At 65.2% G+C, this 21954-nt stretch carries 21 protein-coding genes; 13 read left to right on the top strand and 8 right to left on the bottom strand.

Going from position 1 to position 21954, the window contains the following annotated elements; all coding sequences use genetic code 11:
* Nucleotides 1-151: 151 nt before the first annotated feature.
* A complete protein-coding gene (rnt, locus tag DOM67_RS13660; protein ID WP_110676820.1) occupies nucleotides 152-817 on the bottom strand; it encodes a ribonuclease T in 666 nt (221 codons plus the stop codon).
* Nucleotides 818-1134: 317 nt separating this feature from the next.
* Here rnt and DOM67_RS13655 point away from each other — a divergent pair, with 317 nt between their 5' ends.
* The 5 genes from DOM67_RS13655 (at nucleotide 1135) to DOM67_RS13635 (ending at nucleotide 5484) form a co-directional block, all read left to right on the top strand.
* Nucleotides 1135-2355, top strand: coding sequence for an argininosuccinate synthase (locus DOM67_RS13655; RefSeq protein WP_110676818.1), 1221 nt, complete (start codon nucleotides 1135-1137; stop codon nucleotides 2353-2355).
* Between the two features lie 51 nt (nucleotides 2356-2406).
* Nucleotides 2407-2715, top strand: coding sequence for an HlyU family transcriptional regulator (locus tag DOM67_RS13650; RefSeq protein ID WP_110676816.1), 309 nt, complete (start codon nucleotides 2407-2409; stop codon nucleotides 2713-2715).
* Nucleotides 2716-2904: 189 nt separating this feature from the next.
* Entirely contained in the window at nucleotides 2905-3966 is a 1062-nt protein-coding gene (locus tag DOM67_RS13645; RefSeq protein ID WP_110676814.1) for a DUF3524 domain-containing protein, read from the top strand.
* An 86-nt stretch (nucleotides 3967-4052) separates the two neighbouring features.
* Nucleotides 4053-4715: a glutathione S-transferase gene (locus tag DOM67_RS13640; protein WP_110676813.1), complete on the top strand. Its 663-nt coding sequence runs from the start codon at nucleotides 4053-4055 to the stop codon at nucleotides 4713-4715.
* Nucleotides 4716-4842: 127 nt separating this feature from the next.
* Entirely contained in the window at nucleotides 4843-5484 is a 642-nt protein-coding gene (locus tag DOM67_RS13635; RefSeq protein WP_110676811.1) for a DUF1161 domain-containing protein, read from the top strand.
* 185 nt (nucleotides 5485-5669) lie between these two features.
* Here the strand turns inward: DOM67_RS13635 and nth are convergent, their stop codons facing one another.
* The 3 genes from nth to metG form a co-directional block, all read right to left on the bottom strand.
* A complete protein-coding gene (gene nth / locus DOM67_RS13630; protein ID WP_110676808.1) occupies nucleotides 5670-6308 on the bottom strand; it encodes an endonuclease III in 639 nt (212 codons plus the stop codon).
* A 112-nt stretch (nucleotides 6309-6420) separates the two neighbouring features.
* Nucleotides 6421-7389 (bottom strand): RnfABCDGE type electron transport complex subunit B, encoded by a 969-nt coding sequence (locus DOM67_RS13625; RefSeq protein WP_110676806.1) that lies wholly within the window; start codon nucleotides 7387-7389, stop codon nucleotides 6421-6423.
* A gap of 155 nt (nucleotides 7390-7544) precedes the next feature.
* A complete protein-coding gene (gene metG / locus DOM67_RS13620; RefSeq protein WP_110676804.1) occupies nucleotides 7545-9620 on the bottom strand; it encodes a methionine--tRNA ligase in 2076 nt (691 codons plus the stop codon).
* 258 nt (nucleotides 9621-9878) lie between these two features.
* On the opposite strand from metG, the gene DOM67_RS13615 reads away from it, so the two are divergent.
* The 3 genes from DOM67_RS13615 (at nucleotide 9879) to DOM67_RS13605 (ending at nucleotide 12535) form a co-directional block, all read left to right on the top strand.
* Nucleotides 9879-10307 carry a DoxX family protein gene (locus DOM67_RS13615; protein WP_223162047.1) on the top strand — a complete coding sequence of 143 codons (429 nt, stop codon included), beginning with the start codon at nucleotides 9879-9881 and terminating at the stop codon, nucleotides 10305-10307.
* A gap of 157 nt (nucleotides 10308-10464) precedes the next feature.
* On the top strand, nucleotides 10465-11523 hold the full coding sequence (locus DOM67_RS13610) for a glycosyltransferase family 2 protein (RefSeq protein WP_157958863.1): 1059 nt from the start codon (nucleotides 10465-10467) through the stop codon (nucleotides 11521-11523).
* An 82-nt stretch (nucleotides 11524-11605) separates the two neighbouring features.
* Nucleotides 11606-12535, top strand: coding sequence for an AEC family transporter (locus DOM67_RS13605; protein WP_110676800.1), 930 nt, complete (start codon nucleotides 11606-11608; stop codon nucleotides 12533-12535).
* On the opposite strand, the gene phnE (DOM67_RS13600) is transcribed toward DOM67_RS13605, so the two are convergent.
* The 4 genes from phnE (DOM67_RS13600) to phnC form a co-directional block, all read right to left on the bottom strand.
* Nucleotides 12496-13446: a phosphonate ABC transporter, permease protein PhnE gene (phnE, locus tag DOM67_RS13600; RefSeq protein ID WP_198651813.1), complete on the bottom strand. Its 951-nt coding sequence runs from the start codon at nucleotides 13444-13446 to the stop codon at nucleotides 12496-12498. The two genes, DOM67_RS13605 and phnE (DOM67_RS13600), sit on opposite strands and share 40 nt — an antisense overlap.
* A complete protein-coding gene (gene phnE, locus DOM67_RS13595; protein WP_110676798.1) occupies nucleotides 13443-14321 on the bottom strand; it encodes a phosphonate ABC transporter, permease protein PhnE in 879 nt (292 codons plus the stop codon). Before phnE (DOM67_RS13595) ends, phnE (DOM67_RS13600) begins: the two co-directional genes overlap by 4 nt.
* Before the next feature lie 134 nt (nucleotides 14322-14455).
* On the bottom strand, nucleotides 14456-15385 hold the full coding sequence (phnD, locus tag DOM67_RS13590) for a phosphonate ABC transporter substrate-binding protein (protein ID WP_110676796.1): 930 nt from the start codon (nucleotides 15383-15385) through the stop codon (nucleotides 14456-14458).
* 340 nt (nucleotides 15386-15725) lie between these two features.
* Nucleotides 15726-16592, bottom strand: coding sequence for a phosphonate ABC transporter ATP-binding protein (gene phnC, locus DOM67_RS13585; protein WP_198651812.1), 867 nt, complete (start codon nucleotides 16590-16592; stop codon nucleotides 15726-15728).
* A 206-nt stretch (nucleotides 16593-16798) separates the two neighbouring features.
* Between phnC and DOM67_RS13580 the strand changes: the two genes are divergently transcribed.
* From DOM67_RS13580 to DOM67_RS13560, 5 genes are all read left to right on the top strand, one after another.
* A complete protein-coding gene (locus DOM67_RS13580; protein ID WP_110676792.1) occupies nucleotides 16799-19210 on the top strand; it encodes a DNA polymerase II in 2412 nt (803 codons plus the stop codon).
* A 149-nt stretch (nucleotides 19211-19359) separates the two neighbouring features.
* The gene (locus DOM67_RS13575; protein WP_110676791.1) at nucleotides 19360-19629 is read left to right on the top strand and encodes a hypothetical protein; all 270 of its coding nucleotides are present in this window, start codon (nucleotides 19360-19362) and stop codon (nucleotides 19627-19629) included.
* Between the two features lie 198 nt (nucleotides 19630-19827).
* Complete coding sequence (locus DOM67_RS13570) at nucleotides 19828-20556, top strand: glutathione S-transferase (RefSeq protein WP_110676952.1); 729 nt, start codon at nucleotides 19828-19830, stop codon at nucleotides 20554-20556.
* A gap of 110 nt (nucleotides 20557-20666) precedes the next feature.
* Nucleotides 20667-21182, top strand: a complete 516-nt coding sequence (gene luxS, locus DOM67_RS13565) for an S-ribosylhomocysteine lyase (protein WP_110676789.1) — start codon at nucleotides 20667-20669, stop codon at nucleotides 21180-21182.
* A 255-nt stretch (nucleotides 21183-21437) separates the two neighbouring features.
* Nucleotides 21438-21890 (top strand): TerB family tellurite resistance protein, encoded by a 453-nt coding sequence (locus DOM67_RS13560; RefSeq protein WP_110676787.1) that lies wholly within the window; start codon nucleotides 21438-21440, stop codon nucleotides 21888-21890.
* The last annotated feature ends 64 nt before the right edge of the window (nucleotides 21891-21954 follow it).

Raw genomic sequence — 21954 nt, 5'->3', positions numbered from 1 at the left:
AAGCCAGGTACGAACGCCAACGCCGCCCCGGATTCGGGGCGGCGTTGGCGTTTTTAGAGAGGCGTTTTCAGCCTGGCGAGTCGAGACATGCAAGGCGCGCTCGAGGTGATGACCGCGAGCGCGGGTAATGGAGAGGCAGGGCGGGCTGGGCTCAAATATCCTCGAAGCCCTGCTCCCGCATCGCCAGGTGCCAGCCGCCGAGATCCTTGAAGCGGTTGACGATGGCGCAGAACAGCGCGGCGGTGCGCTCGGTATCGTAGCTGGCCGAGTGCGCTTCGGCGTTGTCGAACTCGATGCCGGCGGCCTGGCAGGCGCGGGCGAGCACGGTCTGACCGTAGGCCAGCGCCGACAGGGTGGCGGTGTCGAAGCTCGAGAAGGGGTGGAACGGGTTGCGCTTGATGCCGCAGCGCTGGATCGCGGCGTTCAAGAAGCCGTGATCGAAGGCGGCGTTATGCCCGACCAGAATCGCCCGCGTGCAGCCATGGGACTTGATCGTCTTGCGGATCGGCTTGAACAGACCGTCCAGCGCCTCTTTCTCGCTCACCGCGATCTGCTGGCGGAAGGGGCTGTCGAGATCGATGCCGGTGAAGTCCAGCGCCGACTGCTCGACGTTGGCCCCCGCGAATGGCACCACATGGAAGGAGAGCGTTTCCAGTGGCAGCAGGTTGCCCTGTTCGTCCATCGTCAGCGGCACCGCCGCGACCTCGAGCAGGGCATCGGTGGCGGCGTTGAAGCCGCCGGTCTCGATATCGACCACCACCGGGAGATATCCACGAAAACGCTGCGCCATCAGCTCTCTCGTGCTGGCGTCCGACATGCAAGTACTCCCGTTGCCTGGGGTGGCGGCGATGGCACCGCCCGAATCGAAGCAGCGCCGCGTGGCACGTTCTTGTGAGACGGCCGCCGTGGCGCTGACGTTAATGGCGAAAAGTCTAGCAGTTTCGGGCCTCGGCGTCCCGCCACTCGGTGTTCGCGCGGGGGCGGGGGCGTTATAATCCGGGATCGATTCACGCGTACAGCAGCCCGTGCCGCCCGCCGCGGGCTGCAGTGCCACCATCAGCCACGCTCGGCGCGAGCCGTTCGAGCGCTCGGGGTGTCATACCCCTCGAGACGTCACACCCAAGGAGTTGCCGCATGTCCGATATCAAGAAGGTCGTCCTCGCCTATTCTGGCGGCCTTGATACATCCGTGATCGTGAAGTGGCTGCAGGAGACCTATGCCTGTGAAGTGGTCACCTTCACCGCCGATATCGGCCAGGGCGAAGAGGTCGAGCCCGCTCGCGCCAAGGCGCAGGCGCTCGGGGTCAAGGAGATCTACATCGAGGACCTGCGCGAGGAGTTCGTGCGCGACTACGTCTACCCGATGTTCCGCGCCAACACCATCTACGAGGGCGAGTACCTGCTGGGCACCTCCATCGCGCGTCCGCTGATCGCCAAGCGGCTGATCGAGATCGCCAACGAGACTGGCGCCGACGCCATCTCCCACGGCGCCACCGGCAAGGGCAATGACCAGGTGCGCTTCGAGCTGGGTGCCTACGCGCTCAAGCCGGGGGTCAAGGTGATCGCGCCGTGGCGCGAGTGGGATCTCACCTCCCGCGAGAAGCTGATGAACTACTGCGAAGAGCACCAGATTCCGGTGGACTTCTCCAAGAGCAAGAAGAAGTCGCCCTATTCGATGGATGCCAACCTGCTGCACATCTCCTACGAGGGCGGCATTCTCGAGGATCCGTGGGCCGAGGCCGAAGAGGAGATGTGGCGCTGGAGCGTGTCGCCCGAAGAGGCGCCGGATACCCCGACCTATCTCGAACTCACCTTCGAGAAGGGTGACGTGGTGGCGATCGACGGCGAGCGTCTGAAGCCGCACGAGGTGCTGGCCAAGCTCAACCAGCTCGGCGGCGACAACGGTGTCGGGCGTCTCGATATCGTCGAGAACCGCTATGTCGGCATGAAGTCCCGGGGCTGCTACGAAACGCCGGGAGGCACCATCCTGCTGCGTGCCCACCGCGCCATCGAGTCGATCACCCTGGACCGCGAAGCGGCCCATCTGAAAGACGAGCTGATGCCGAAGTACGCCAAGACCATCTACAACGGCTACTGGTGGAGCCCGGAGCGTCGCATGCTGCAGGCCGCCATCGACGAGACCCAGACCTTCGTCAACGGCGTGGTGCGGGTCAAGCTCTACAAGGGCAGCGCGACAGTGGTGGGGCGCAAGTCCGAGCAGTCGCTGTTCGACGAGTCGATCGCGACCTTCGAGGATGATGCCGGCGCCTACGACCAGAAAGACGCCGAGGGCTTCATCAAGCTCAACGCCCTGCGTCTGCGCATCGCCGCCGGCAAGGGCCGTTCCGCCAGCTGAGGCCAAGACCGGCGCGATACCGCGCCGGTCATCGCACGAGGGGAGGTTGCCATGCTCAAGAAACTGTTCTCCGGCTGGCTGGGTGGCGAGCGCACGGCGGATAGCGCCAAGCCGCAGAAGGAGCGCGAGGCGGTCGAGTACAAGGGGTTCTTGATCGTGCCGGCGCCGCAGGCGGCCAACGGTCAGTACCGGGTCAGCGGCTGGATTCGCAAGCCCGGCGACGATGGTCAGGTGCGCGAGCGGCGCTTCGAACGCTCCGACGTGGTGCCCGGCGAAGACGCCTGCGTGGCGCTGATGGTGAGCAAGAGCCAGCGCTATATCGATGATATCGGTGACGCGATGTTCGAGCAGGCGCACTGAGCCCGGCCATTCCCCTGGCCAACCGATGACGGCGCCTCCGGGCGCCGTCGTCTTTTGTGCCAACCGGCGCGCTCGACGGGAGTGCACGTCTCTGCTCGACAAGGTCCCTGGCGGGTGAGCGTCTTGGCGAGTCGAAGCCTTGGCCCGAGACAACCTTGACGGGAGAAAGCCTTTGCCCGAGATGGACTCATGAAAGCGCTACTGTTGTCCGCCTACGCCGCGGTGAGCCATCGGGTCTGGGCCGATGGATTGATGAACGCCTTCCCTGAGGTCGAGTGGACGCGCCTGGAGCTGCCGCCGCGCCACTTCGCCTGGTCGATCCGTGCCAACCCGCTGATCTGGCAGGTCACCCAGGAGGCGGCGCTGGCACAGACCTACGATCTGGTAGTGGCGACCTCGATGGTGGATCTGGCCACTCTGGTCGGGCTCTGCCCGGCGCTGGGTCGGGCGCACAAGGTGGTCTACTTCCACGAGAACCAGTTTGCCTTTCCCGCCTCCGCACACCAGACGCCGCGCCCCGAGCCGATGATGGTCAATCTCTATGCCGCCTTGGCGGCGGATAGCGTGGTGTTCAACAGCCGCTACAACCGCGATAGCTTCTGTGACGGCGTGCGCGCCTTTCTCGCCCGTATGCCGGGGCGGGTGTGTCCGGCGACGTGGCTCGACGGCCTGGCCGAGCGGGCGCAGCTGCTGCCGGTACCGCTGCCCACGATGGCGCAGCGCCCGGCGAACGGCGGCCACCGGATCGTGTGGAACCACCGCTGGGAGTACGACAAGAATCCGGAGGCGTTCTTTGCCGCGCTGGCGCGGCTGATCGAGGAGGAGGTGGCGTTCGAGGTCGCCGTGATGGGCCAGCAGTTCCGCAACCGCCCGGCGATCTTCGATCAGGCCCGCGACTGGCTGGGTGAGCGCGTGGTGTGCTGGGGCGAGCAGCCGAGCGACGTTTATGCCCGGATGCTCGAGTCGAGCGCCATCGTGGTCTCCACCACCGATCATGAATTCCAGGGGCTGGCGATCATGGAGGCGGTTACCCGCGGATGCGTGCCGCTGGTGCCTGACCGACTCTGCTTCCCCGACTACTACGATGACGCCTACCGTTATCGCGGCGATAGCGAGGCGCTGGCCATGCGCCTGGAGCAGTGGCTGCGTCATCCCGAGCAGCGCCCGGCGCTGCCCGACGCCCGCGCCTGGCAGTGGCCGCACTGGCGTGATGCCTATGCCGCTGTGCTGGGCCTGGGGGCCAGCGCCTGACCGGGCGAATCATGCCGGTGGCGGCGAACCCGATAACCCCCTATCGTTAAGCTCAGTTAGCGCTGCCGGCCAAGGATGCCCTGCCCATGATCGTCGTTCATCACCTGGAAAACTCCCGCTCCCAGCGGATTCTCTGGTTGCTCGAAGAGCTGGAACTCGAATACGAGATCGAGGTCTATCGACGCGACCCCGAGACCATGTTGGCACCGGCGGCGCTGAAACGGATCCATCCGCTCGGCAAGTCGCCGGTCCTCACCGATGACGCCCATACGGTCGCGGAATCCGGCGCGATCATCGAGTATCTCGTCTCCCGCTATCATGGCGAAGCCCTGGTGCCGGAGGCGGATACGCCGGAGCGGCTGCGTTACACCTACTGGATGCATTACGCCGAAGGCTCGGCCATGCCACTGCTGGTGATGAGGCTGGTTTTTTCGAAGTTGGGCAAGCCGCCCGTGCCCGCGGTCATTCGACCCATCGGCAAGCTGCTGGCCAACGGGGTCCGGCAGAAGTTCCTCGACCCCCAGCTCGAGAGGCATCTCGATTACTGGGAGAGTGAACTGAGCCAGCATGCGTGGTTCGCAGGAGAGACCTTCAGCGCGGCCGACATTCAGATGAGTTTCCCGTTGCTGGCGGCGGAAAGTCGTGCCGATCTCTCCAAGCGTCCGCATATCAGAAAAGTGTTGCAGAAGATGCGCGACCGTCCGGCCTATCAGAGAGCGATCGAGAGAGGCGGGGAGCTGCGGCTGTGAGGCCTTGCGCATCCCGGTCGGGCGAGACGGGATGATCGGCTCTGTCTTGTCTGCGCGAATTGTCGGTCTTGTCAGAGGGTGTTCCCCTCTCAGCCCTCCGTGCCTTGCCATGGATCGAGGAGTATCTATGCGTATTTTTACCTGGAAGTTCGCCGTCGTGGCGGGGTTGAGCAGTATCAGTCTGTTGTCGTCGCTCGCCTGGGCCCAGGCGCGGCAGAGCGATTCGCCGTTCGACCAGCAGCCGGAGGCTCGCCTGGCCTGCAGCAAGCTGCAGACGCAGATCGAGCAGACGATTCGCGCCAATGGGGCGCGCCACTTCCTGCTGGAGATCGTCGATAACGCGCAGGTCGAGGGCGGCGTGGTACGGGCCGGTGAGCCGCATGCCGGTGCCGAAGTGGTGGGCAGCTGCGATGGGGGGACACGCAAGATCGTCTACAGCCGCCACGGCGCGACCGAGAGCAGTGCGCCGACTGCCATCTCGACGCCGGAGGCGCCTGCCTCGGATGCTGCTGCGGCTGGCTCGGACAGGCCGGCAGCGGGTGCCGAGCCATCCCAGGCCGAGCCCTCCGCCGCGACCATGGGCGACACTGACACTACCGGTGATGAGTCCTCCAACGCCGGGGCGGCCGATAGCGCGGTCTCCCAGCCCGAGGCGCCGACGCCCGAGACGGGCAGCGCCAAGGCAGAAGGGCAACCCGCCGGTGACCTGGGCCGCCAGGACGCGGACGGGCGGGTGCGGGATACGCTGAAGCCGGCCACCTCGCCCTGAGACGAGGCTCCGTACGGAAGCAGTCTGTGCTTGGCAATACGGCGTTAGACATCGGCTCGAAGCGCTCATTGGCACCCTGTGAACTGGAGCGACGGATCGGTCCGTTTTCGCCGATTGCTGTCGTCTCTTCGCTCGCCGACTTTTCGTACAAACCCTAGCGCGGTGAGGCGCCGGCATCACCGCGCTCAGGCGATCTCGACCTTGTCGGGATACTCGCACAGATCCTCGATCACACAGCTGCCGCAGCGCGGCTTGCGCGCCAGACAGGTGTAGCGGCCGTGCAGGATCAGCCAGTGATGCGCATCCTTGAGATACGCCTTGGGGACGTGGCGCAGCAGCTTCTGCTCGACCTCCAGCACGTTCTTGCCCTGGGCGATGCGGGTGCGGTTGGCGACGCGAAAGATATGCGTGTCGACCGCCATCGTCAGTTCACCGAAGGCGGTGTTGAGAATCACGTTGGCGGTCTTGCGCCCCACGCCGGGCAGCGCTTCCAGCTCGGCGCGGGTGCGCGGGATCTCTCCCGCGTAGCGTTCGGCCAGGATATGGCAGGTTTTCATCAGGTTCTCGGCCTTGGTGTTGTAGAGGCCGATGGTCTTGATGTGCTCCTTGAGCCCGTCGAGTCCGAGATCGATGATCGCCTGCGGGGTGTTGGCCACCGGGAACAGCCTGGCGGTGGCCTTGTTGACGCCGACATCGGTGGCCTGGGCCGAGAGCAGGACCGCCGCCAGCAGCTCGAACGGTGTGGTCCAGTTCAACTCGGTGGTCGGGTTGGGGTTGTGCGCCTTCATACGGGCGAAGATCTGTTCACGCTTGCTCGCGTTCATGCGGCTATCTCGCTGTGGCTCTCTCGGGCCGGATTCGCTGGCCTGGGCTTTCTGGGCTTTCTGGGCTGAATGTGCTGGCTGACGTTCATGGGCCAGCACCGCTCGGCCAGATTCAAGGGGCCGTTTCGTGTGACGTCGGCTTGGCCCCGCGGGCCTGGCGCAGATGGGTCTCGGCTTCGCTGACCTGCGCCCGCGCGCGTTCGGCCTCGGCGTGCTTGCCCTCACGCTCGAGCCGGGCCGCGGTCTGCCGCGCCTTGCGCAGCGCCTGCTCGGCGGCGGCCACGGCGATATGCGGCACTGTCGGGGCGGCGGGTGCCGATGGCGTGCTCCCCAGCTGGCGCTCGATGTCTGCCCGCTGGGCTTCCAGTGCCGCCAGGCGCTGGTCGAGGGCGGCCCGCGTCTCGCCGCTGGCCTGATCCCGCTGACGCTGTAGACGTCTGGCCTTGGCACTGAGGGTGGCGCGCTGCGCCTTGAGGGCGGTGGCGTCCACCGCCGCGCTGGGCGCGGCCGTCTCGGCCTGGGCGCGGGTGGCGGCCAGGCGGCGTTCGCGCTTGCGCCGTTTCTCCTCGGCCTTGTGCACCAGGCGGCGATTGCGCGCCTCGAAGCGCCGGCGCCCGTTGGCGGCACGCCAGTCGAGATAGCGCTGGCGCTCGGCCGTATCGGTGGCGTTCTGCCACTGCGGATGCGCGACGAGATCGATGCAGTCGACCGGGCAGGGCGCCACGCACAGCTCGCAGCCGGTGCACTCGGACGCGATCACGCTGTGCATCTGTTTGGCCGCACCGAGGATCGCATCCACCGGGCAGGCCTGGATGCATTTGGTGCAGCCGATGCACTCGGCCTCGCGGATCACCGCCAGCAGCGGTGTCTGGGCGGGCTCGATCAGCGCCAGCGCGGGACGACCGGTGAGCGCTGCCAGGCGGTCTCGGGTCGCCTCGCCGCCGGGCGGGCAGCGGTTGACGGCTTCGCCGGCGACGATCGCCTCGGCATAGGGGCGGCAACCCGGGTGGCCGCACTTGCCGCACTGGGTCTGGGGCAGTTCGGCGTCGATACGTTCGACGCTGATCTCGGCAAGGGGCAAGCGCAGGCTCCGGGGTCGTAATGGCGGGTGGAAAAGCGCCTCATTATAGCCCCTTGCTGCTGGCGCTTCGAGGCGTCGCTGGCGCCGGCCTGAAACGACAGCGCGCGGCCGGAAGGCCGCGCGCGACGGGGAGTGGCGCCGTGTCAGCGCAGGGCTCAGGTCACGCGGCTGCCAGGCTGGGCGCCGCTATCCGGCGACAGCAGGTAGATGCCGGCGTCTTTCTGATCAGGGGCGTCGCCGGCGGCCAGCACCATGCCCTCGGACACGCCGAAGCGCATCTTGCGCGGCGCCAGGTTGGCGACCATCACCGTCAGCCGGCCTTCGAGCGCCTCGGGGGCGTAGACCTTGCGGATGCCGGAAAAGACCGTGCGTGTCTCGCCGCCCAGGTCGAGGGTCAGCTTGAGCAGCTTGTTGGAGCCTTCGACATATTCGGCGCGCTGAATTTCGGCGATACGCAGATCCACCTTGAGGAAGTCATCGAAGGCGATTTCGTCGGCGATCGGCGTCTCGGCCAAGGGTGAGGGTCCGGCCGGCCGAGCGTCACCGCCGTCGGTCAGCTTCTTCTCCTCGGCGAGCACCTCCTTGGAAGCCTCGATCATGGCGGCGATCTTGTCGCTTTCGACCCGGGTCATCAGCGGCTTGAACTTGCCGATGGCATGATCCTCGAGCACCTGCTGACGGCTGGCCCAGTCGAGCGAGTCGAGCTGCAGGAAGTGACGCGCCTGTTCAGCCATCGCCGGTACCACCGGCTGCAGGTAGACCATCAACGTGCGGAACAGGTTGATGCCCACCGAACAGATGTCGATCACCTCCTGCTCGCGCCCTCCCTCCTTGGCCAGCACCCAGGGCGCCTTGTCGGCGATATAGGTGTTGGCTTCGTCGGCGAGCTCCATGATCCGGCGCATGGCGCGGCCGAACTCGCGGGCCTCGAAGTCGGCGGCGATCTCGTCACCCGCGGCGATGAAGCGGGCGATGAGTTCCGGCTCGGCGCACTGGGCGGAGAGCTGGCCGCCGGCGAGCTTGTTGATGAACCCGGCGCAGCGGCTGGCGATGTTGACCACCTTGCCGACCAGGTCTGCGTTGACGCGGGCGGCGAAGTCCTCGAGGTTGAGATCGAGATCGTCGACGCGGGAGCTCAGCTTGGCGGCGAAGTAGTAACGCAGATACTCCGGGTTGAGATGTTCGGCATAGGTCTGCGCCTTGATGAAGGTGCCACGGGACTTGGACATCTTGGCCCCGTTGACGGTCACGAAGCCGTGGCAGTTGATGCCGCTCGGCGTGCGCATGCCGGCACCTTCGAGCATCGCCGGCCAGAACAGGGCGTGGAAGTAGACGATGTCCTTGCCGATGAAATGGTAGACCTCGGCGTCGGAGTCCGCCTTCCAGTAGCTGTCGAAATCGAGGCCTTCGCGCTCGCACAGATTCTGGAAGCTGGCCAGATAGCCGATCGGCGCGTCCAGCCAGACGTAGAAATACTTACCCGGGGCGTCGGGGATCTCGAAGCCGAAATAGGGCGCATCGCGGGAGATGTCCCACTCGTTGAGCCCGGCATCGAACCACTCCTGCAGCTTGTTGGCGATCTGCGGCTGGACCCGGCCGGAGCGCGTCCAGCGTTTCAGGAAGTCTTCGAAATCCGGCAGCTTGAAGAAGTAGTGGGTCGAGGTGCGCACCTCGGGGGTGGCACCGCTGATCGCCGACACCGGGTTGATCAGCTCCGCCGGGGTGTAGGTGGCGCCGCAGGCTTCGCAGTTGTCGCCGTACTGGTCTGCGGTGCCGCACTTGGGACAGGTGCCCTTGATGAAGCGGTCGGCCAGGAACATGCCCTTGACCGGATCGAACATCTGTTCGATGTCGCGGGTACTGATATGACCGGCGTCGCGCAGGGCGCGGTAGATGCGCTCGCTATGGGCCCGGTTCTCTTCCGAGTGGGTCGAGTGGTAGTTGTCGAAGGCGACTCCGAAGCGGGCGAAGTCCGCCTGGTGCTCGTCGCTCACCTTCTGGATCAGCTGCTCCGGCGTCAGACCCTCCTGCTCGGCGCGCAGCATGATCGCGGTGCCGTGGGCGTCGTCGGCGCAGACATAGTGGCACTCGTGGCCGCGGCTCTTCTGGAAGCGCACCCAGATATCGGTCTGGATGTACTCCAGCAGGTGGCCCAGGTGAATCGAGCCGTTGGCGTAGGGCAGGGCACTGGTGACCAGAATCTGGCGCGAGAGCGAAGCGTTGTTCGACATGGTGACTAGACGATTCCCGTGACGAAATCCCCGCGGAGCTCACTGGAGACGCCGCCGGGATGAATAGGCTGTAGACTTGGGCGACGATTGTAGCATCGCTGACGCCGATGCGCGCTGCCCATGCCGCGGGCCGCGATCGTGTGGTCACCTGACGCGCCGCTGGTGCGGATCGGTCGCGGTGAATCGCCTGCCATGAAGCGACCGCCGCCAAGCGACTGTCGTGAAACGACCGTCTCTGAGAAAAGAGGAGAGCCCTTGATGCAGACAGAGGCAAGCCGCCCTTCGGCACGCTCACCGATGCCGTGGGGGCGCTGGGTATGCCTGGGCTTCGTGCTGCTGTGGTTCACGCTCGGCGGCATCGCACACTTTCTCTATGCCGATGCGATGGTCACAATCATTCCGCCGGCGCTGCCCTGGCCGCGATTGGCGGTGTGGGTCAGCGGTGTCTTCGAGCTGCTCGGCGTGGTGGGGCTGCTGCTGCCGCGCTGGCGTCGCCTGGCCGGGTGGGGGCTGGTGCTGCTGACGCTGTGCGTGACCCCGGCCAACGTCTACATGTGGCTGCACGCTGACGCCTTCCCCGCAGTGCCGGGTTGGTTGCTGCTCTGGCGCCTGCCGTTCCAGCTCTGGATTCTGTTCGCCATCGTCGTCGGGGCGGGATTGTGGCGCCGCCGCGACCGCCAGGGGTGACCGGGGAGAGGGCAAGGATAGGCGTCAAGGTGCGGCGGGTCAGAATCCCTGCTGTCACGAGTGTGAAGTAAACCATCTTGAGAAGGTGGAGGGGGTATCCCATTCTCGGTGCCTAGTGGCAGGCAAGTGCGCTTCACCAATCGTCGAGGATGGGTCATTGAACAAACCGCGTATACGGCTGTGCGCCGTGGCCAAGGATGAAGGGCCTTATCTGGCCGAGTGGGTCTTTCATCACCTGCACGTGGGATTCGATGAGATCCACGTCCTGCTCAACCGCACCTCGGACGCCTCGGCGGCGGTGCTCGCGCGTATCGGGCAGGCGTACCCCCAGGTCACCTTCGAGTTCATCGACTGGGTCGATCTGTGCGACCCCAGCGTCGGGCGCAAGCTGCAGACCATCGCCTACGCCAAGGCGCTGGCAGACGCCCGCGCGGCGGGGGTCGACTGGCTGATGTTCCTGGATATCGACGAGTTCTGGACGGCGCAGGATCTGGCGACCCGCGTGGATCAGCTGATCGCGCGGCTGTGCGGCGACACGCCGCGACCGATCAGCTTCCTGTGGCACTGCGAGCTGGGCCAGGCGCAGGCGTTCTGCGCGCTGCAGAACGGCGCCGGCTACGAACTCTCGTCGCACCTGAAGACGCTGTTCCCGATTCAGGGCATCGAGATCCAGCACGTGCGCGTGCACCATCCGATCTTCGGCCGTGACGTGGTGCCGCTCGACGCCGATGGCCATCCGATGGTCTACAGCGACACCCAGCCGGAGCTGGCCGACAACTCGGCGATCGTACCGCGTCAGGCTTATGTGATCCACCGCATGTACCGCTCCGAGGAGGAGTACCTGGCGCTGCTGTTGCGCGGGCGCCCCTCGGGCAAGCAGCAGCTCAAGACCAACCGTCCGGGCTACCGTTCGCACCGCAACGTCAAGGTGGGGCGGCGGATGGTCTGGCCGGGCGAGGTCTTCGCTGCCTATGACCGGGCCAAGCGTGACTTCATGCAGCGGCTGGAGATCAGTGCGCTGATCGAGCGCGACCGCGAGGCGATCCGCCAGCGCGCCGCACGGGCGGTGGCGATGCTGCTGGCGCTGGTCGAGGAGGGCGACCCGGATGGCGCTACCCGCTTCCTGCGCGGCACCCGCCATGAAGCGGCCCTGGCCGCACGGCTCGCCGCCCACGGCGGTGCAGATGCGCTCGGGCGCACTGCGGCTTCGGGCTGAGCAGGGGGCGAGCGACGGCGGGGAGCGGATGTTACAGTTAGCGGCCGAAGTGTCTCGCCGCTGACTGCCTGGAACCCCCTCGATGCCCGATGTCGATCTCTCTCAATCGCTGTGGATGCTGCTGGCCTTCGTCGCCCTGGGCTGGGTGGCGGCGCGGCGACTGAAGCTCGATCCGCGCCCCATCGCCACGCTGCTGATCTACCTGATCTCGCCGCTGACCTTCTTCAACGCCCTGACTCAGGGGCAACCCAGCATCGACAAGCTGGCGCTCACCTTCGGCGTGTTGCTGCTCTCGTCGCTGTTGTGTCTTGCGGTGAACGCCGTGGCGGGACGCTTCTACGCCGAACAGGAGCGGGCGCTGCTGGCCTTCTCCGCGGGCACCGGCAACACCGGCTATTTCGGCTTCCCCATCGCGCTGGTGCTGCTGCCGCCGGAGGGCGTGACGCAGTATCTGTTCTGCATGCTGGGCATTTCGCTCTACGAGTTCACGGTCGGTTTCTACATCAGCGCGCGGGGCCAGTTCTCGGTGCGCGAGAGCCTGTCTCGGCTGGCCCGGCTGCCGCTGATCTACGCCTTTGCCGGTGGCATGCTGATCAGCGCCCTGGGCTGGCAGGTGCCGCAGCCGGTCAGTGAAGGGCTGGGCTACTTCAAGTACTGCTTCACCGTGCTCGGCATGATGATCATCGGCATGACGCTGGGCCGCATCAGTTGGCGCGCGGTGGATGTCGCCTTCGTCGTCGGCTGCGTGGTGACCCGCTTCATGGTCTGGCCGCTGGCGACCCTGGCGCTGGCGGTAGCGCTGCGCCTGCTGGGCGACGCCTCCGACTCGCTGGTGCTGGCATTCCTGCTGGTGGGGGCGGTGCCGATGGCGGCCAACGTGGTGGTGATCGCCATGGAGCTGAACATCCGCCCCGAAAAGGGGGCCATCGCCGTGCTGCTGACCACGCTCGCCGCGCCGCTGCTGATTCCGCTCTATCTGGGGCTGGTACTACCCTGGGTGCTGGCGCTGTAGGGCGGCTCCGGGTGGCGGGGGGTGGCGGGTTCGAAATCCGGAATCTCCTTGCCCAGGATGTAGCGCTTGCGTAGCTGCGCCGAGAGCGCATCGATCAGCATCACGATCACCACCAGGCAGAGCGTGATGAACATCACCACATCCCAGTGCCATAGCCGCATGTTCTCGGCGTAGATCAGGCCAACTCCACCGGCGCCGACGAAACCGAGTACGGCTGCCGAGCGCGTGTTGGACTCCAGCTGGTAGAGGCTCAGGGAGAGAAAGGTCGGGAAGGATTGGGTGAAGACCCCGAGGCGATACTTCTGCAGGCTGTTGGCACCGACGGCGTTCAAGCCACGGGTCGGCTCTTTGGCGACCGCTTCGTGCCCCTCGGCGTAGAGCTTGCCGAGCAGCCCCGTGTCCTGCACCAGGATCGCCAGGGCGCCTGCCAGTGGACCCAGGCCAACGGCACTGACGAAGATCAGGCCCCAGATCGCCATATCCACTCCACGCAAGATATCGAAGAGGCGGCGCATCAGGAAGCCGATCGGACGCAGCCACACGGACGACATGACGTTGCGCGCGGCGAGGAACGAGCAGGGAAGTGCGATCAGCGTGGCGGTCAGGGTGCCGGTGAAGACGATCGCCACGGTGATGAAGATCTGCGTGAGATAGTAGTCGAAGGGCCAGTGCCAGAAGTCCCGCCAGATAAACATGTGCAGGAAGTAGTGGCCCATCTTGCCAAGGCCGATCAGCGCCTGCTGTGGCGAAATACCGTACTGCAGTAAAAAGAGACCATAGAACACCACCACGGCGAGGCCCGACAGGCCCAGTCGTCGCAGGTAACGCCCTTGGGCGCGAAAGAGTTCGGGATTTTGGCGTTCGATCCGGGCCACCTCTGCCGGGGTCGGCGCCTTGATGAGACTCGTCACGATGTCGGCTCCAGAACGCGGCGGCGAATTCGGCTCGAGAGGCTGTCGAGCAGCGACACCACCAGAATGATCAGTATCAGCGTGATGCTGACCTGGTCGTAACGGCTGAGCTGGATATTGGTCATCAGCTCCTGCCCGATGCCGCCGGCACCGACGAGACCGAGAATGGTGGACTGGCGGAAGTTGATCTCCAGGCGCATGAAGCTGTAGGAGAGCAGGGTGGGTTTGACCTGTGGCCATAGCCCAAAGCGAACCGCCTGCACTGGTCCGGCACCGCAGGCAAGCAGCCCGCTCACTGGTCTGGGCGACGCGCTTTCGATCGCTTCGTAGAAGAGTTTGGTCAAGCTGCCGATGGTGTGCAGCGCCAGGGCCAGAAAGCCCGGAATGGCGCCGACGCCGAAGGCCATCACGAACATCACCGCCCAGGCGAGTTCGGGCATGGTGCGCAGAAAGGCGCTGACCGTGCGAATGGCTTGCCGCAGCGGCTTGGGGGCGGGGCCGTTGTTGGCCGCGAGAAAGGCCAGCAAGATCGCCAGCATGGCCGAGATGATGGTCGCGGCGAAGGCCAGATTGAGCGTTTCCCAGATCAGCGGTAGCTGGATATGGAGTCGATAGCCCCAGTAGGCGAGCGAGCCCTTGGTATGTACGTCGGCAAAGAGATCGGCGAGATGGAGTACTGGCAGGGTCTTGAAGAGATAGTCGAACAGATGAGGAAGCGCATGCCACAGCGTCGTGAGATGAAATTCCGAGAAGTGCGTGGAACCCAGGTAGAGCCCCAGGATGGCCAGTGACCAGATCGTCGACTCGCGCTGCTGGATGCGCCGCATGCGACGGTAGTAGCGTTCGAATTCCGGGTGGGACGAGAGCGTTTTCATGGTGATGCCAGTTCGGTGGGCTGAGGGCGACGCATCGCATGGAGAGAAGACGGACACGGCTATAGCGTGTCCGTCTGTCGGCGCCTCTAGCGGCGATGCCCGAGGGCCGTCAGCGAGGGGCCAGGGGGGCGCCTTCAGCGGTGATCGAGCAGCTCACGCTTCATGTCGATGATGTCCTGATAGTCGGACACCGAGGCCGGGACGATGTGAAGCTTGCCACCGGCGGCCTTGACGAAGCAGTCGTGATCGTTCTTGTCGAGCTCGTGGAGGGCGGCGACCAGACGCTTCTTGAAGTCATCCGGCAGATCGTGGCGTACCAGTATCGGGCCGTTGGGGATCAGCTTCGATTGCCAGATGATGCGCACCTTGTCCATCAGATCAGGATGGTCGAGCTGAACGAGTCGGCGAAAGGCGCCTGCCGAATAGCCCTCTTCCCGATCACCGACCATCGAACTCCAGGTGACGGCGCCGGCAAACTGGTCGTTGAGCACGCCCAGGATGTCCTGTTCATGACCGCCGGAGAAGGTCACGTTGGAAAAGAAGCCATCGTAATCGTTGTCCATCGAACCGCCGAACTTCTTCTGGAAGGTGTGGTTGGGAATCAGAAAGCCGGAGGTCGAGTTGGGATCGGCGAAGCCGAAGGTCTTGCCCTTGAGATCCTCGAGTGTCTGGTAGGGGCTATCGGATTTCACCAGGACCACCGAGTAGTAACCCTTGGCATCGTCGCTGTCGTTGGCAGTGATGCCCACCAGATCGACGGCCTTGGGGTTCTCGATATAGACCGAGGCGTAGGAAGAGGGCGACATGTTGATCACCAGATCGATCTTGTCGCTGAGCAGGCCCTGGATGACGCCTTCATAGTCGGAGGCGTTGCGCAACTTCGTATCGACGCCCAGCTTGTCGTCGAGGAAGGTCTTGACGCACTGGTTGTTACCGATCTGCTGGGTGGCGGATTGGCCGCCGAGAATACCCAGGTTAAGCACTTTCGGTGCGCTCTCTGCACTAGCTTGGAAAGCGAGCAGTGTACCCAGCAACAGCGTGGCGGCTTTCAACGTCTTTTTCATGGTTCGATCACCTGAATAACACATGATGGATGGAAAAACGGCGGATGACACAGGGCGCTGAGTCGCGCTCTCTGCATCAGAGAGCGTGAACAAGAGGCGCCATCAACGGGTTCGTTGTTGATGCTTTGATGCATCGAAAAACGGTTTCATTGGCAAACTGATTCATCGACACATACATGCACTGGCAAAGCCTGCCGCTGACAAGCAAGTAGGTTGAAGAAAACTGCCTTGGGCTGACGGGAGGGTCCGCCGAAGCAGCGCCGGCTGACATTGCTCTCGTGTGGTGCCGCCTGTGAGATGACGAGGGCTACGTCATCGCCACGAGAGCGTCGAACGGCAACTAATGCAGCTTGTCTCTGTCGTCGCCGTCGCGTTCGTCACCGTAGAGCTGCTGTAGCAGCGGCTCGTCGATGTGATCAGGTTTTCCGTCGAACAGAATTTCACCCTGAGACAGCCCAATGGCTCGGGTGCAGTACTGCTTGACCAGCTCGATCGAGTGCAGATTGACCATGACACCGATGCCCTCGTGACTGATCTGGCGCAGGGCCTCCATGATCCGTTGCGTGTTCCTGGGGTCGAGTGAGGCCACCGGCTCGTCGGCCAGCAGCAGACGCGGCTGTTGCATCAGCGCGCGGCAGATGGCGACGCGTTGCATCTGCCCGCCAGACAAATTCTCGGCGCGCTGCAGCGCTTTCGGCAGCATGCCCAGCCACTCCAGCAGTGCGACGGCACGGGCACGATCGCTGGTGCTGAAGATCTTGAAGAAGGATTTGAGCGATGAGGTGTGATGCAGGCGCCCGAGCAGGACATTGGTCATCACGTCCAGGCGTGGCACGAGGCAGAAGTCCTGGAAGATCATGCCGCACTCGCTGCGCCAGTCACGCCACTGGCGGGCGTTGGCACCCAGAATGTCGCGTTCGCCGCCGCCCTCGGCGTGATAGCGGATTTCCCCTCCGCTGGCGGGTACGGAGCCGTTCATCACATGTAAAAGTGTCGACTTGCCGGCGCCTGAGCGGCCGATGATGGCGACCATCTCGCCGGCGTGGAGGGAGAAGTCGAGGCCTTTCAGGACGCGACGATCACCGTAGGCGGCCTCCAGGCCGGTCACACTCAAGAGGCGCTCGCCGGTACAGGACACCTGTGGTGATAGCGGCGCCGAGGCGATGCCGGATTGACGGGCGGAGACTTCGAAATGCATTGAGTCCATGGTCACGGTGGCCTTGTCGACGGTCGATCACGCTGGCTTGCGGGCGCTGCCAGCGGCGAATGCCTGGGTGAGCTGGATTAAAACGCGGCAATGTAACCGTGTGGTTACACTTTCGCGAAACGGCTCGATCTGGCAGGTATCCGCTTTGGGGACGGTCACGCTACGGGGTGCGGCGGCGCTTTTTCGCGCTGAGTGGGATTACCGGTATGCTAGCGGTCGATGGTGCGGTGGGGGTTGCGACGGGTGTGACACACAAGGGTTTCGTATTGACCCGCCACTGGCAGGACGCGCCGGCGGGCACGCGGGTCTGGCTATGGCTGGCGACGGACGCCGGCCCATGCCGGGTCGAGCTGCCGCCGCAGGTGTCGGTGGCCTTCGTGGCGCGCGAGGTGCGGGCCGAGGTCGAGCGGCTGCTGCGCGGCGAGCCGGAGGTGACGCTGCGCGAGCTCGATCTGCGCGACTTCGCGGGGCGGCCGCTGCTGGGGCTCTACTGCCACTCGCATCGACAACTGATGCAGCTCGAACGGCGTCTGGGAGAGGCGGGCATCGAGCTGTTCGAGGCCGACGTGCGCCCGCCGGAGCGCTACTTGATGGAGCGCTTCATCACGGCGCCAGTGATGGTCAGCGGCGTGCCCAACCCGGACGGTTCGCTGCAGCAGGCACAGCTGCGCCCGGCGCCGGACTATCGTCCAGCGCTTTCGCTCTGTTCGCTGGACATCGAGACCAGTGAGCGCGGCGAGCTCTACTCGATCGGCCTGCACGGCTGCGGCCAGCGCATCGTCTATATGCTCGGGCCGCCGGCGGGGGCGGGCGGTGCAGCCGACCGCGAGCGCGACTTCGAGTTGATCTACTGCGACTCGCGGGCCGATCTGCTGCATGCGCTCAACGCCTGGGTCGCGCGTTTCGACCCCGACGCGATCATCGGCTGGAACGTGATCCAGTTCGACCTGCGTCAGTTGCAGCGCCACGCCGAGCGGCTCGACGTGCCTCTGACCCTGGGCCGCGGCGGGGCGCCGCTCGAGTGGCGCGCCCATGGCCACCAGCCCAACCACTACTTCGTGACCATTCCCGGACGTCTCGCCATCGATGGCATCGAGGCGCTGCGCCAGGCGACCTGGAGCTTTCCCTCGTTCAGCCTGGAGAACGTCGCCCAGACCCTGCTGGGTGAGGGCAAGGCGATCGACAATCCCTATCAGCGCATGGCCGACATCAATCGCATGTTCGCCGAGGACAAGCCGGCGCTGGCACGTTACAACCTCAAGGATTGCGAGCTGGTCACGCGGATCTTCGCGCACACCCGGATCGTCGACTTCCTGCTCGAGCGGGCCAGCGTGACCGGGCTGGCGGCGGATCGCAGCGGCGGTTCGGTGGCGGCATTTTCGCACCTCTACCTGCCGCGCATGCATCGGCTGGGGTTCGTGGCGCCCAATCTGGGCAGCCGCGCGGGCGAGGACAGCCCCGGTGGCTATGTCATGGATTCGCGCCCGGGGCTCTACGACTCGGTGCTGGTGCTCGACTTCAAGAGTCTCTATCCGTCGATCATCCGCTCCTTCCTGATCGATCCGGTGGGGCTGATCGAGGGGCTTGCCGATCCCGATCCTGCGCAGGCCGTGCCCGGTTTTCTGGGCGCGCACTTCTCGCGCACCCGGCATGCGCTGCCGGCGATCGTGGCGCAGGTGTGGGAGGGGCGCGAGGCGGCCAAGCGCGAAGGCAACGCGCCGCTCGCCCAGGCGCTCAAGATCATCATGAATGCCTTCTACGGCGTGCTCGGCTCACGCGGCTGCCGCTTCTTCGATCCGCGACTGGCCTCTTCGATCACCATGCGCGGTCACGCGATCATGCACCGTACCCGGGAGCTGATCGAGGCCGAGGGCTACACGGTCATCTACGGCGATACCGACTCCACCTTCGTCTGGCTGGGCGAGGCGCACGCGGAGGAGGCCGCAGCGACGATCGGCCAGCGGCTGGTCGCCCGGGTCAACGCCTGGTGGCGCGATCACCTGCGTGAGCGCTTCGCCCTCGACAGCGCTCTGGAGCTGCAGTACGAGACCCACTACCGGCGCTTTCTGATGCCCACCATTCGCGGCGCCGAAGAGGGCAGCAAGAAGCGCTATGCCGGCCTGGTGGCGCATGCCGACGGCGGCGAGCGTCTGGTGTTCAAGGGGCTGGAGTCGGTGCGCGCCGACTGGTCGCCGCTGGCACAGCAGTTCCAGCGCGAACTCTACCGGCGGATCTTCGTCGGCGAGGGCTATCGCGACTATGTCCGGCGGCTGGTGCGCGAGACCCTGGCTGGTGAGCACGACGACGATCTGGTCTATCGCAAGCGGCTGCGGCGTCGGCTCGGTGACTATCAGCGCAACGTACCGCCGCATGTGCGCGCCGCACGGCTGGCCGACGAGTTCAACCGCCAGCTGCAGCGCCCGTTGCAGTACCAGAACGGCGGCTGGATCCGCTATGTGATCACCGTCAACGGGCCCGAGCCGCTGGAAGCGCGGCGCTCGCCGATCGACTATCAGCACTATGTGAGCCGTCAGCTCCAGCCGGTGGCCGACGCCATCCTGCCCTTTGTCGATGATGACTTCACTTGTCTGATCGATCAGCAGCTGGGGCTGTTCTGAGACGCAGTCCCGGGGCGGGCCTCGCCAAACCCTGGGGGCGTTGGGTGACCGTTGACAGGGCCAAGGGGCGGTGCTAAGTACGCGCTGCCGGCAACCGTGCCGGTGATGCGTCGTGGCCCGCGCCGCGCGCTTTCCGAGGAATCATCACCATGGCATTGCGCCACATCCTGTTCGCCGCTGTCACGGCCCTGGCCGTTGGCGGGTGCGCGTCCAATACCTTTGCGCCCAACTATCAGTCCAACAATACCGATGTGCTGCGGATCGGCGGCGAGCGCCCAGAGGCGGCGGCGCCCGCGATCGAGAATCTGGGCTCGTTCTGCGTTCAGACCACCCAGCAGTGGAACGATCAGGGCAAGACGCCGGATGGCCAGCGTCTGTGGGTCAAGAGCACCCTGCGTCAGGCGGTGGCCTGCCGTTGAGCAGTCGGGCCTGTGTGCTTGAGGGTGTCTTCGACGACGCCGGGGAGGGGGCCAGCGGAATGCCGCTGGGTTCTGATGGCGTGGGCGGCGTGGCGTGGCGGCCGCGTCTGCGGGCGTGAGCTGCTACGCTGAAACTCCATGGGCTTCATTCTCGAGGCCCGTTTCCGATCTCTTCTCTCGATCTCAGGTGCGAACCCCATGCGTTACGAACTCTATTACTGGCCGGGTATCCAGGGGCGCGGTGAATTCGTGCGTCTGGCCTTCGAGGATGCCGGGGTCGAGTATGTCGATATCGGACTGCTGCCGGCGGCACAGGGTGGCGGCGCCGGTGCGGTCAGCGAGTGTCTGCATGCCGGCGCGTCAGGCCAGCCGCACTTCGCACCGCCGGTACTCAAGATAGGCGAGGAGATGATCTCGCAGGTCGCCAACATTCTGCTGTTTCTCGGGCCGCGTCTGGGGCTGATCGCCGACGATGCGGTGCTGCAGCGGCGCGCCCATGGCCTGCAGCTCACGCTCAGCGATTTCGTGGCCGAGATTCACGACACCCACCATCCGATCGGGACGTCGCTCTACTACGAGGATCAGCGCGACGAGGCGCAGCGCCGCGGTAAGCTGTTCGTCCAGGAGCGCCTGCCCAAGTTCCTCGACTACTTCGAGCGGGTGTTGGCGGTGAACGCCGGTAGCGAGGCCTATCTGGTTGGCGGTACGCATAGCTACGTCGACCTGTCGCTGTTCCAGGTGATGACCGGATTGCGCTACGCGTTCCCGCGGGCCATGGGGCGGCTGGAGCCGGAGCTGCCGGCACTGGTGGCCCTGGTCGACCGGGTGGGATCGCGCACGCGGCTGGCCAGCTACCTGATGTCCGAGCGGCGTCAGGCGTTCAACCCGTCGGGGATCTTCCGCCACTATTCCGAGCTGGATGGCTGAGTGCCGCTCCTCGCCGAAGGCGGCTGCGGTGATGGGGCCGCGGCTTTCTGACTCGTACGGCTGGCGTGCTACAGTAGAGACACTTCCGATTAGCGGACAAGGAGGCAAAGATGCCATTACTCGATAGTTTCATGGTCGACCATACCAAGATGAACGCTCCGGCGGTGCGCGTGGCCAAGCAGATGCGCACGCCCCACGGCGATGACATCACGGTCTACGACCTGCGTTTCTGCATCCCCAACGAGGAGATCCTCTCCGAGCGTGGTATCCATACGCTGGAGCATCTGTTCGCCGGCTTCATGCGCCAGCACCTCAACGGTGACGGCGTCGAGATCATCGATATCTCGCCGATGGGCTGCCGGACCGGCTTCTACATGAGCCTGATCGGGCAGGTCGACGAAGCGGCCGTGGGTGAGGCCTGGGAAGCCTCGATGCGTGACGTGCTGGCACTCGAGGATCAGGCATCGATCCCCGAGCTCAATATCTACCAGTGCGGCACCGCCGAGATGCACTCGCTGGGCGAGGCGCAGCAGATCGCGCGCAATGTCACCACCCGGGGTATCGGCGTCAACTCCAACAGCGAGCTGAAGCTGACCGAGGAGTTCCTGGCCGCGCACGGCGCCTGAGGCGTTCGACGCGTGATTATGGGGCCCGCGGCACTGTTGCCGCGGGCCTCGTCGTTTCTGGGTCCGTCGTGCGAGATACTGTCGCGTCTGGGGCTGCCTTTTCTGGGCCTGGCTGCTAGAGACTCGGGCGGAGCGCGGCGGCGAACCTTCGGCGCCTGCGTTGTCAAAACGGTAGTGGCGTCGGGCGTCATTATCCCTTTGTCATCGGCGCTCGACCTGGCCCGTCATTCATCGTCTTTGCATCAGGACACGCTCATGCTCGATACGGTTCAGCAGTTCTTTCAGCGAGTGCTCGCGCCCGCGCACGATCATCACGATGCGGTCACCCCGCAGCTGGCGGTGGCGGCGCTGCTCAGCGAGGTACTGCGCGCCGACTACGAGGTCGATCCGCAGGAGCTCGCGACCCTGCGCGAGATGTTGATACGCCAGTTCTCGCTGAGCGGTGAACAGGCCGATGCGCTGATCGCGGAGGCCGAGGAGCAGGTCGAGCATGCGGTCGACCATTTCCAGTATGTCTCGCTGCTCAACGAGCGTTTCAGCTATGCCCAGCGGGTCGAGCTGGTCGCTGCCATGTGGCGGCTGGCCTACGCCGACAATGAACTCGCCGCCCTCGAGGAGCATCGCATCCGGCGCCTGGCCGATCTGCTCTACGTGAGTCACAGCGACTTCATCCGCACCAAGCTCGCCGTGCTCGAAGCGCGCGGCTGAGCGCCGCCGTCGTCACGGATGCCGGCACTTGCCAGTGGGCCGGAATTTCCGACCTCAGCCCTAG

The organism is Salinicola sp. RZ23, assembly GCF_003206675.1.
GTDB lineage: Bacteria > Pseudomonadota > Gammaproteobacteria > Pseudomonadales > Halomonadaceae > Salinicola > Salinicola endophyticus.
This window is presented reverse-complemented; position numbering and strand designations above follow the sequence as displayed.

Excerpts from the sequence above, each read along its gene's own strand:
- rnt (WP_110676820.1), bottom strand. The coding sequence starts at position 817 with ATGTCGGACGCCAGCACGAGAGAGCTGATGGCGCAGCGTTTTCGTGGA.
- DOM67_RS13655 (WP_110676818.1), top strand. The coding sequence starts at position 1,135 with ATGTCCGATATCAAGAAGGTCGTCCTCGCCTATTCTGGCGGCCTTGAT.
- DOM67_RS13650 (WP_110676816.1), top strand. The coding sequence starts at position 2,407 with ATGCTCAAGAAACTGTTCTCCGGCTGGCTGGGTGGCGAGCGCACGGCG.
- DOM67_RS13645 (WP_110676814.1), top strand. The coding sequence starts at position 2,905 with ATGAAAGCGCTACTGTTGTCCGCCTACGCCGCGGTGAGCCATCGGGTC.
- DOM67_RS13640 (WP_110676813.1), top strand. The coding sequence starts at position 4,053 with ATGATCGTCGTTCATCACCTGGAAAACTCCCGCTCCCAGCGGATTCTC.
- DOM67_RS13635 (WP_110676811.1), top strand. The coding sequence starts at position 4,843 with ATGCGTATTTTTACCTGGAAGTTCGCCGTCGTGGCGGGGTTGAGCAGT.
- nth (WP_110676808.1), bottom strand. The coding sequence starts at position 6,308 with ATGAACGCGAGCAAGCGTGAACAGATCTTCGCCCGTATGAAGGCGCAC.
- metG (WP_110676804.1), bottom strand. The coding sequence starts at position 9,620 with ATGTCGAACAACGCTTCGCTCTCGCGCCAGATTCTGGTCACCAGTGCC.
- DOM67_RS13615 (WP_223162047.1), top strand. The coding sequence starts at position 9,879 with ATGCAGACAGAGGCAAGCCGCCCTTCGGCACGCTCACCGATGCCGTGG.
- DOM67_RS13605 (WP_110676800.1), top strand. The coding sequence starts at position 11,606 with ATGCCCGATGTCGATCTCTCTCAATCGCTGTGGATGCTGCTGGCCTTC.
- phnE (WP_110676798.1), bottom strand. The coding sequence starts at position 14,321 with ATGAAAACGCTCTCGTCCCACCCGGAATTCGAACGCTACTACCGTCGC.
- phnD (WP_110676796.1), bottom strand. The coding sequence starts at position 15,385 with ATGAAAAAGACGTTGAAAGCCGCCACGCTGTTGCTGGGTACACTGCTC.
- phnC (WP_198651812.1), bottom strand. The coding sequence starts at position 16,592 with ATGGACTCAATGCATTTCGAAGTCTCCGCCCGTCAATCCGGCATCGCC.
- DOM67_RS13580 (WP_110676792.1), top strand. The coding sequence starts at position 16,799 with ATGCTAGCGGTCGATGGTGCGGTGGGGGTTGCGACGGGTGTGACACAC.
- DOM67_RS13575 (WP_110676791.1), top strand. The coding sequence starts at position 19,360 with ATGGCATTGCGCCACATCCTGTTCGCCGCTGTCACGGCCCTGGCCGTT.
- DOM67_RS13570 (WP_110676952.1), top strand. The coding sequence starts at position 19,828 with ATGCGTTACGAACTCTATTACTGGCCGGGTATCCAGGGGCGCGGTGAA.
- luxS (WP_110676789.1), top strand. The coding sequence starts at position 20,667 with ATGCCATTACTCGATAGTTTCATGGTCGACCATACCAAGATGAACGCT.
- DOM67_RS13560 (WP_110676787.1), top strand. The coding sequence starts at position 21,438 with ATGCTCGATACGGTTCAGCAGTTCTTTCAGCGAGTGCTCGCGCCCGCG.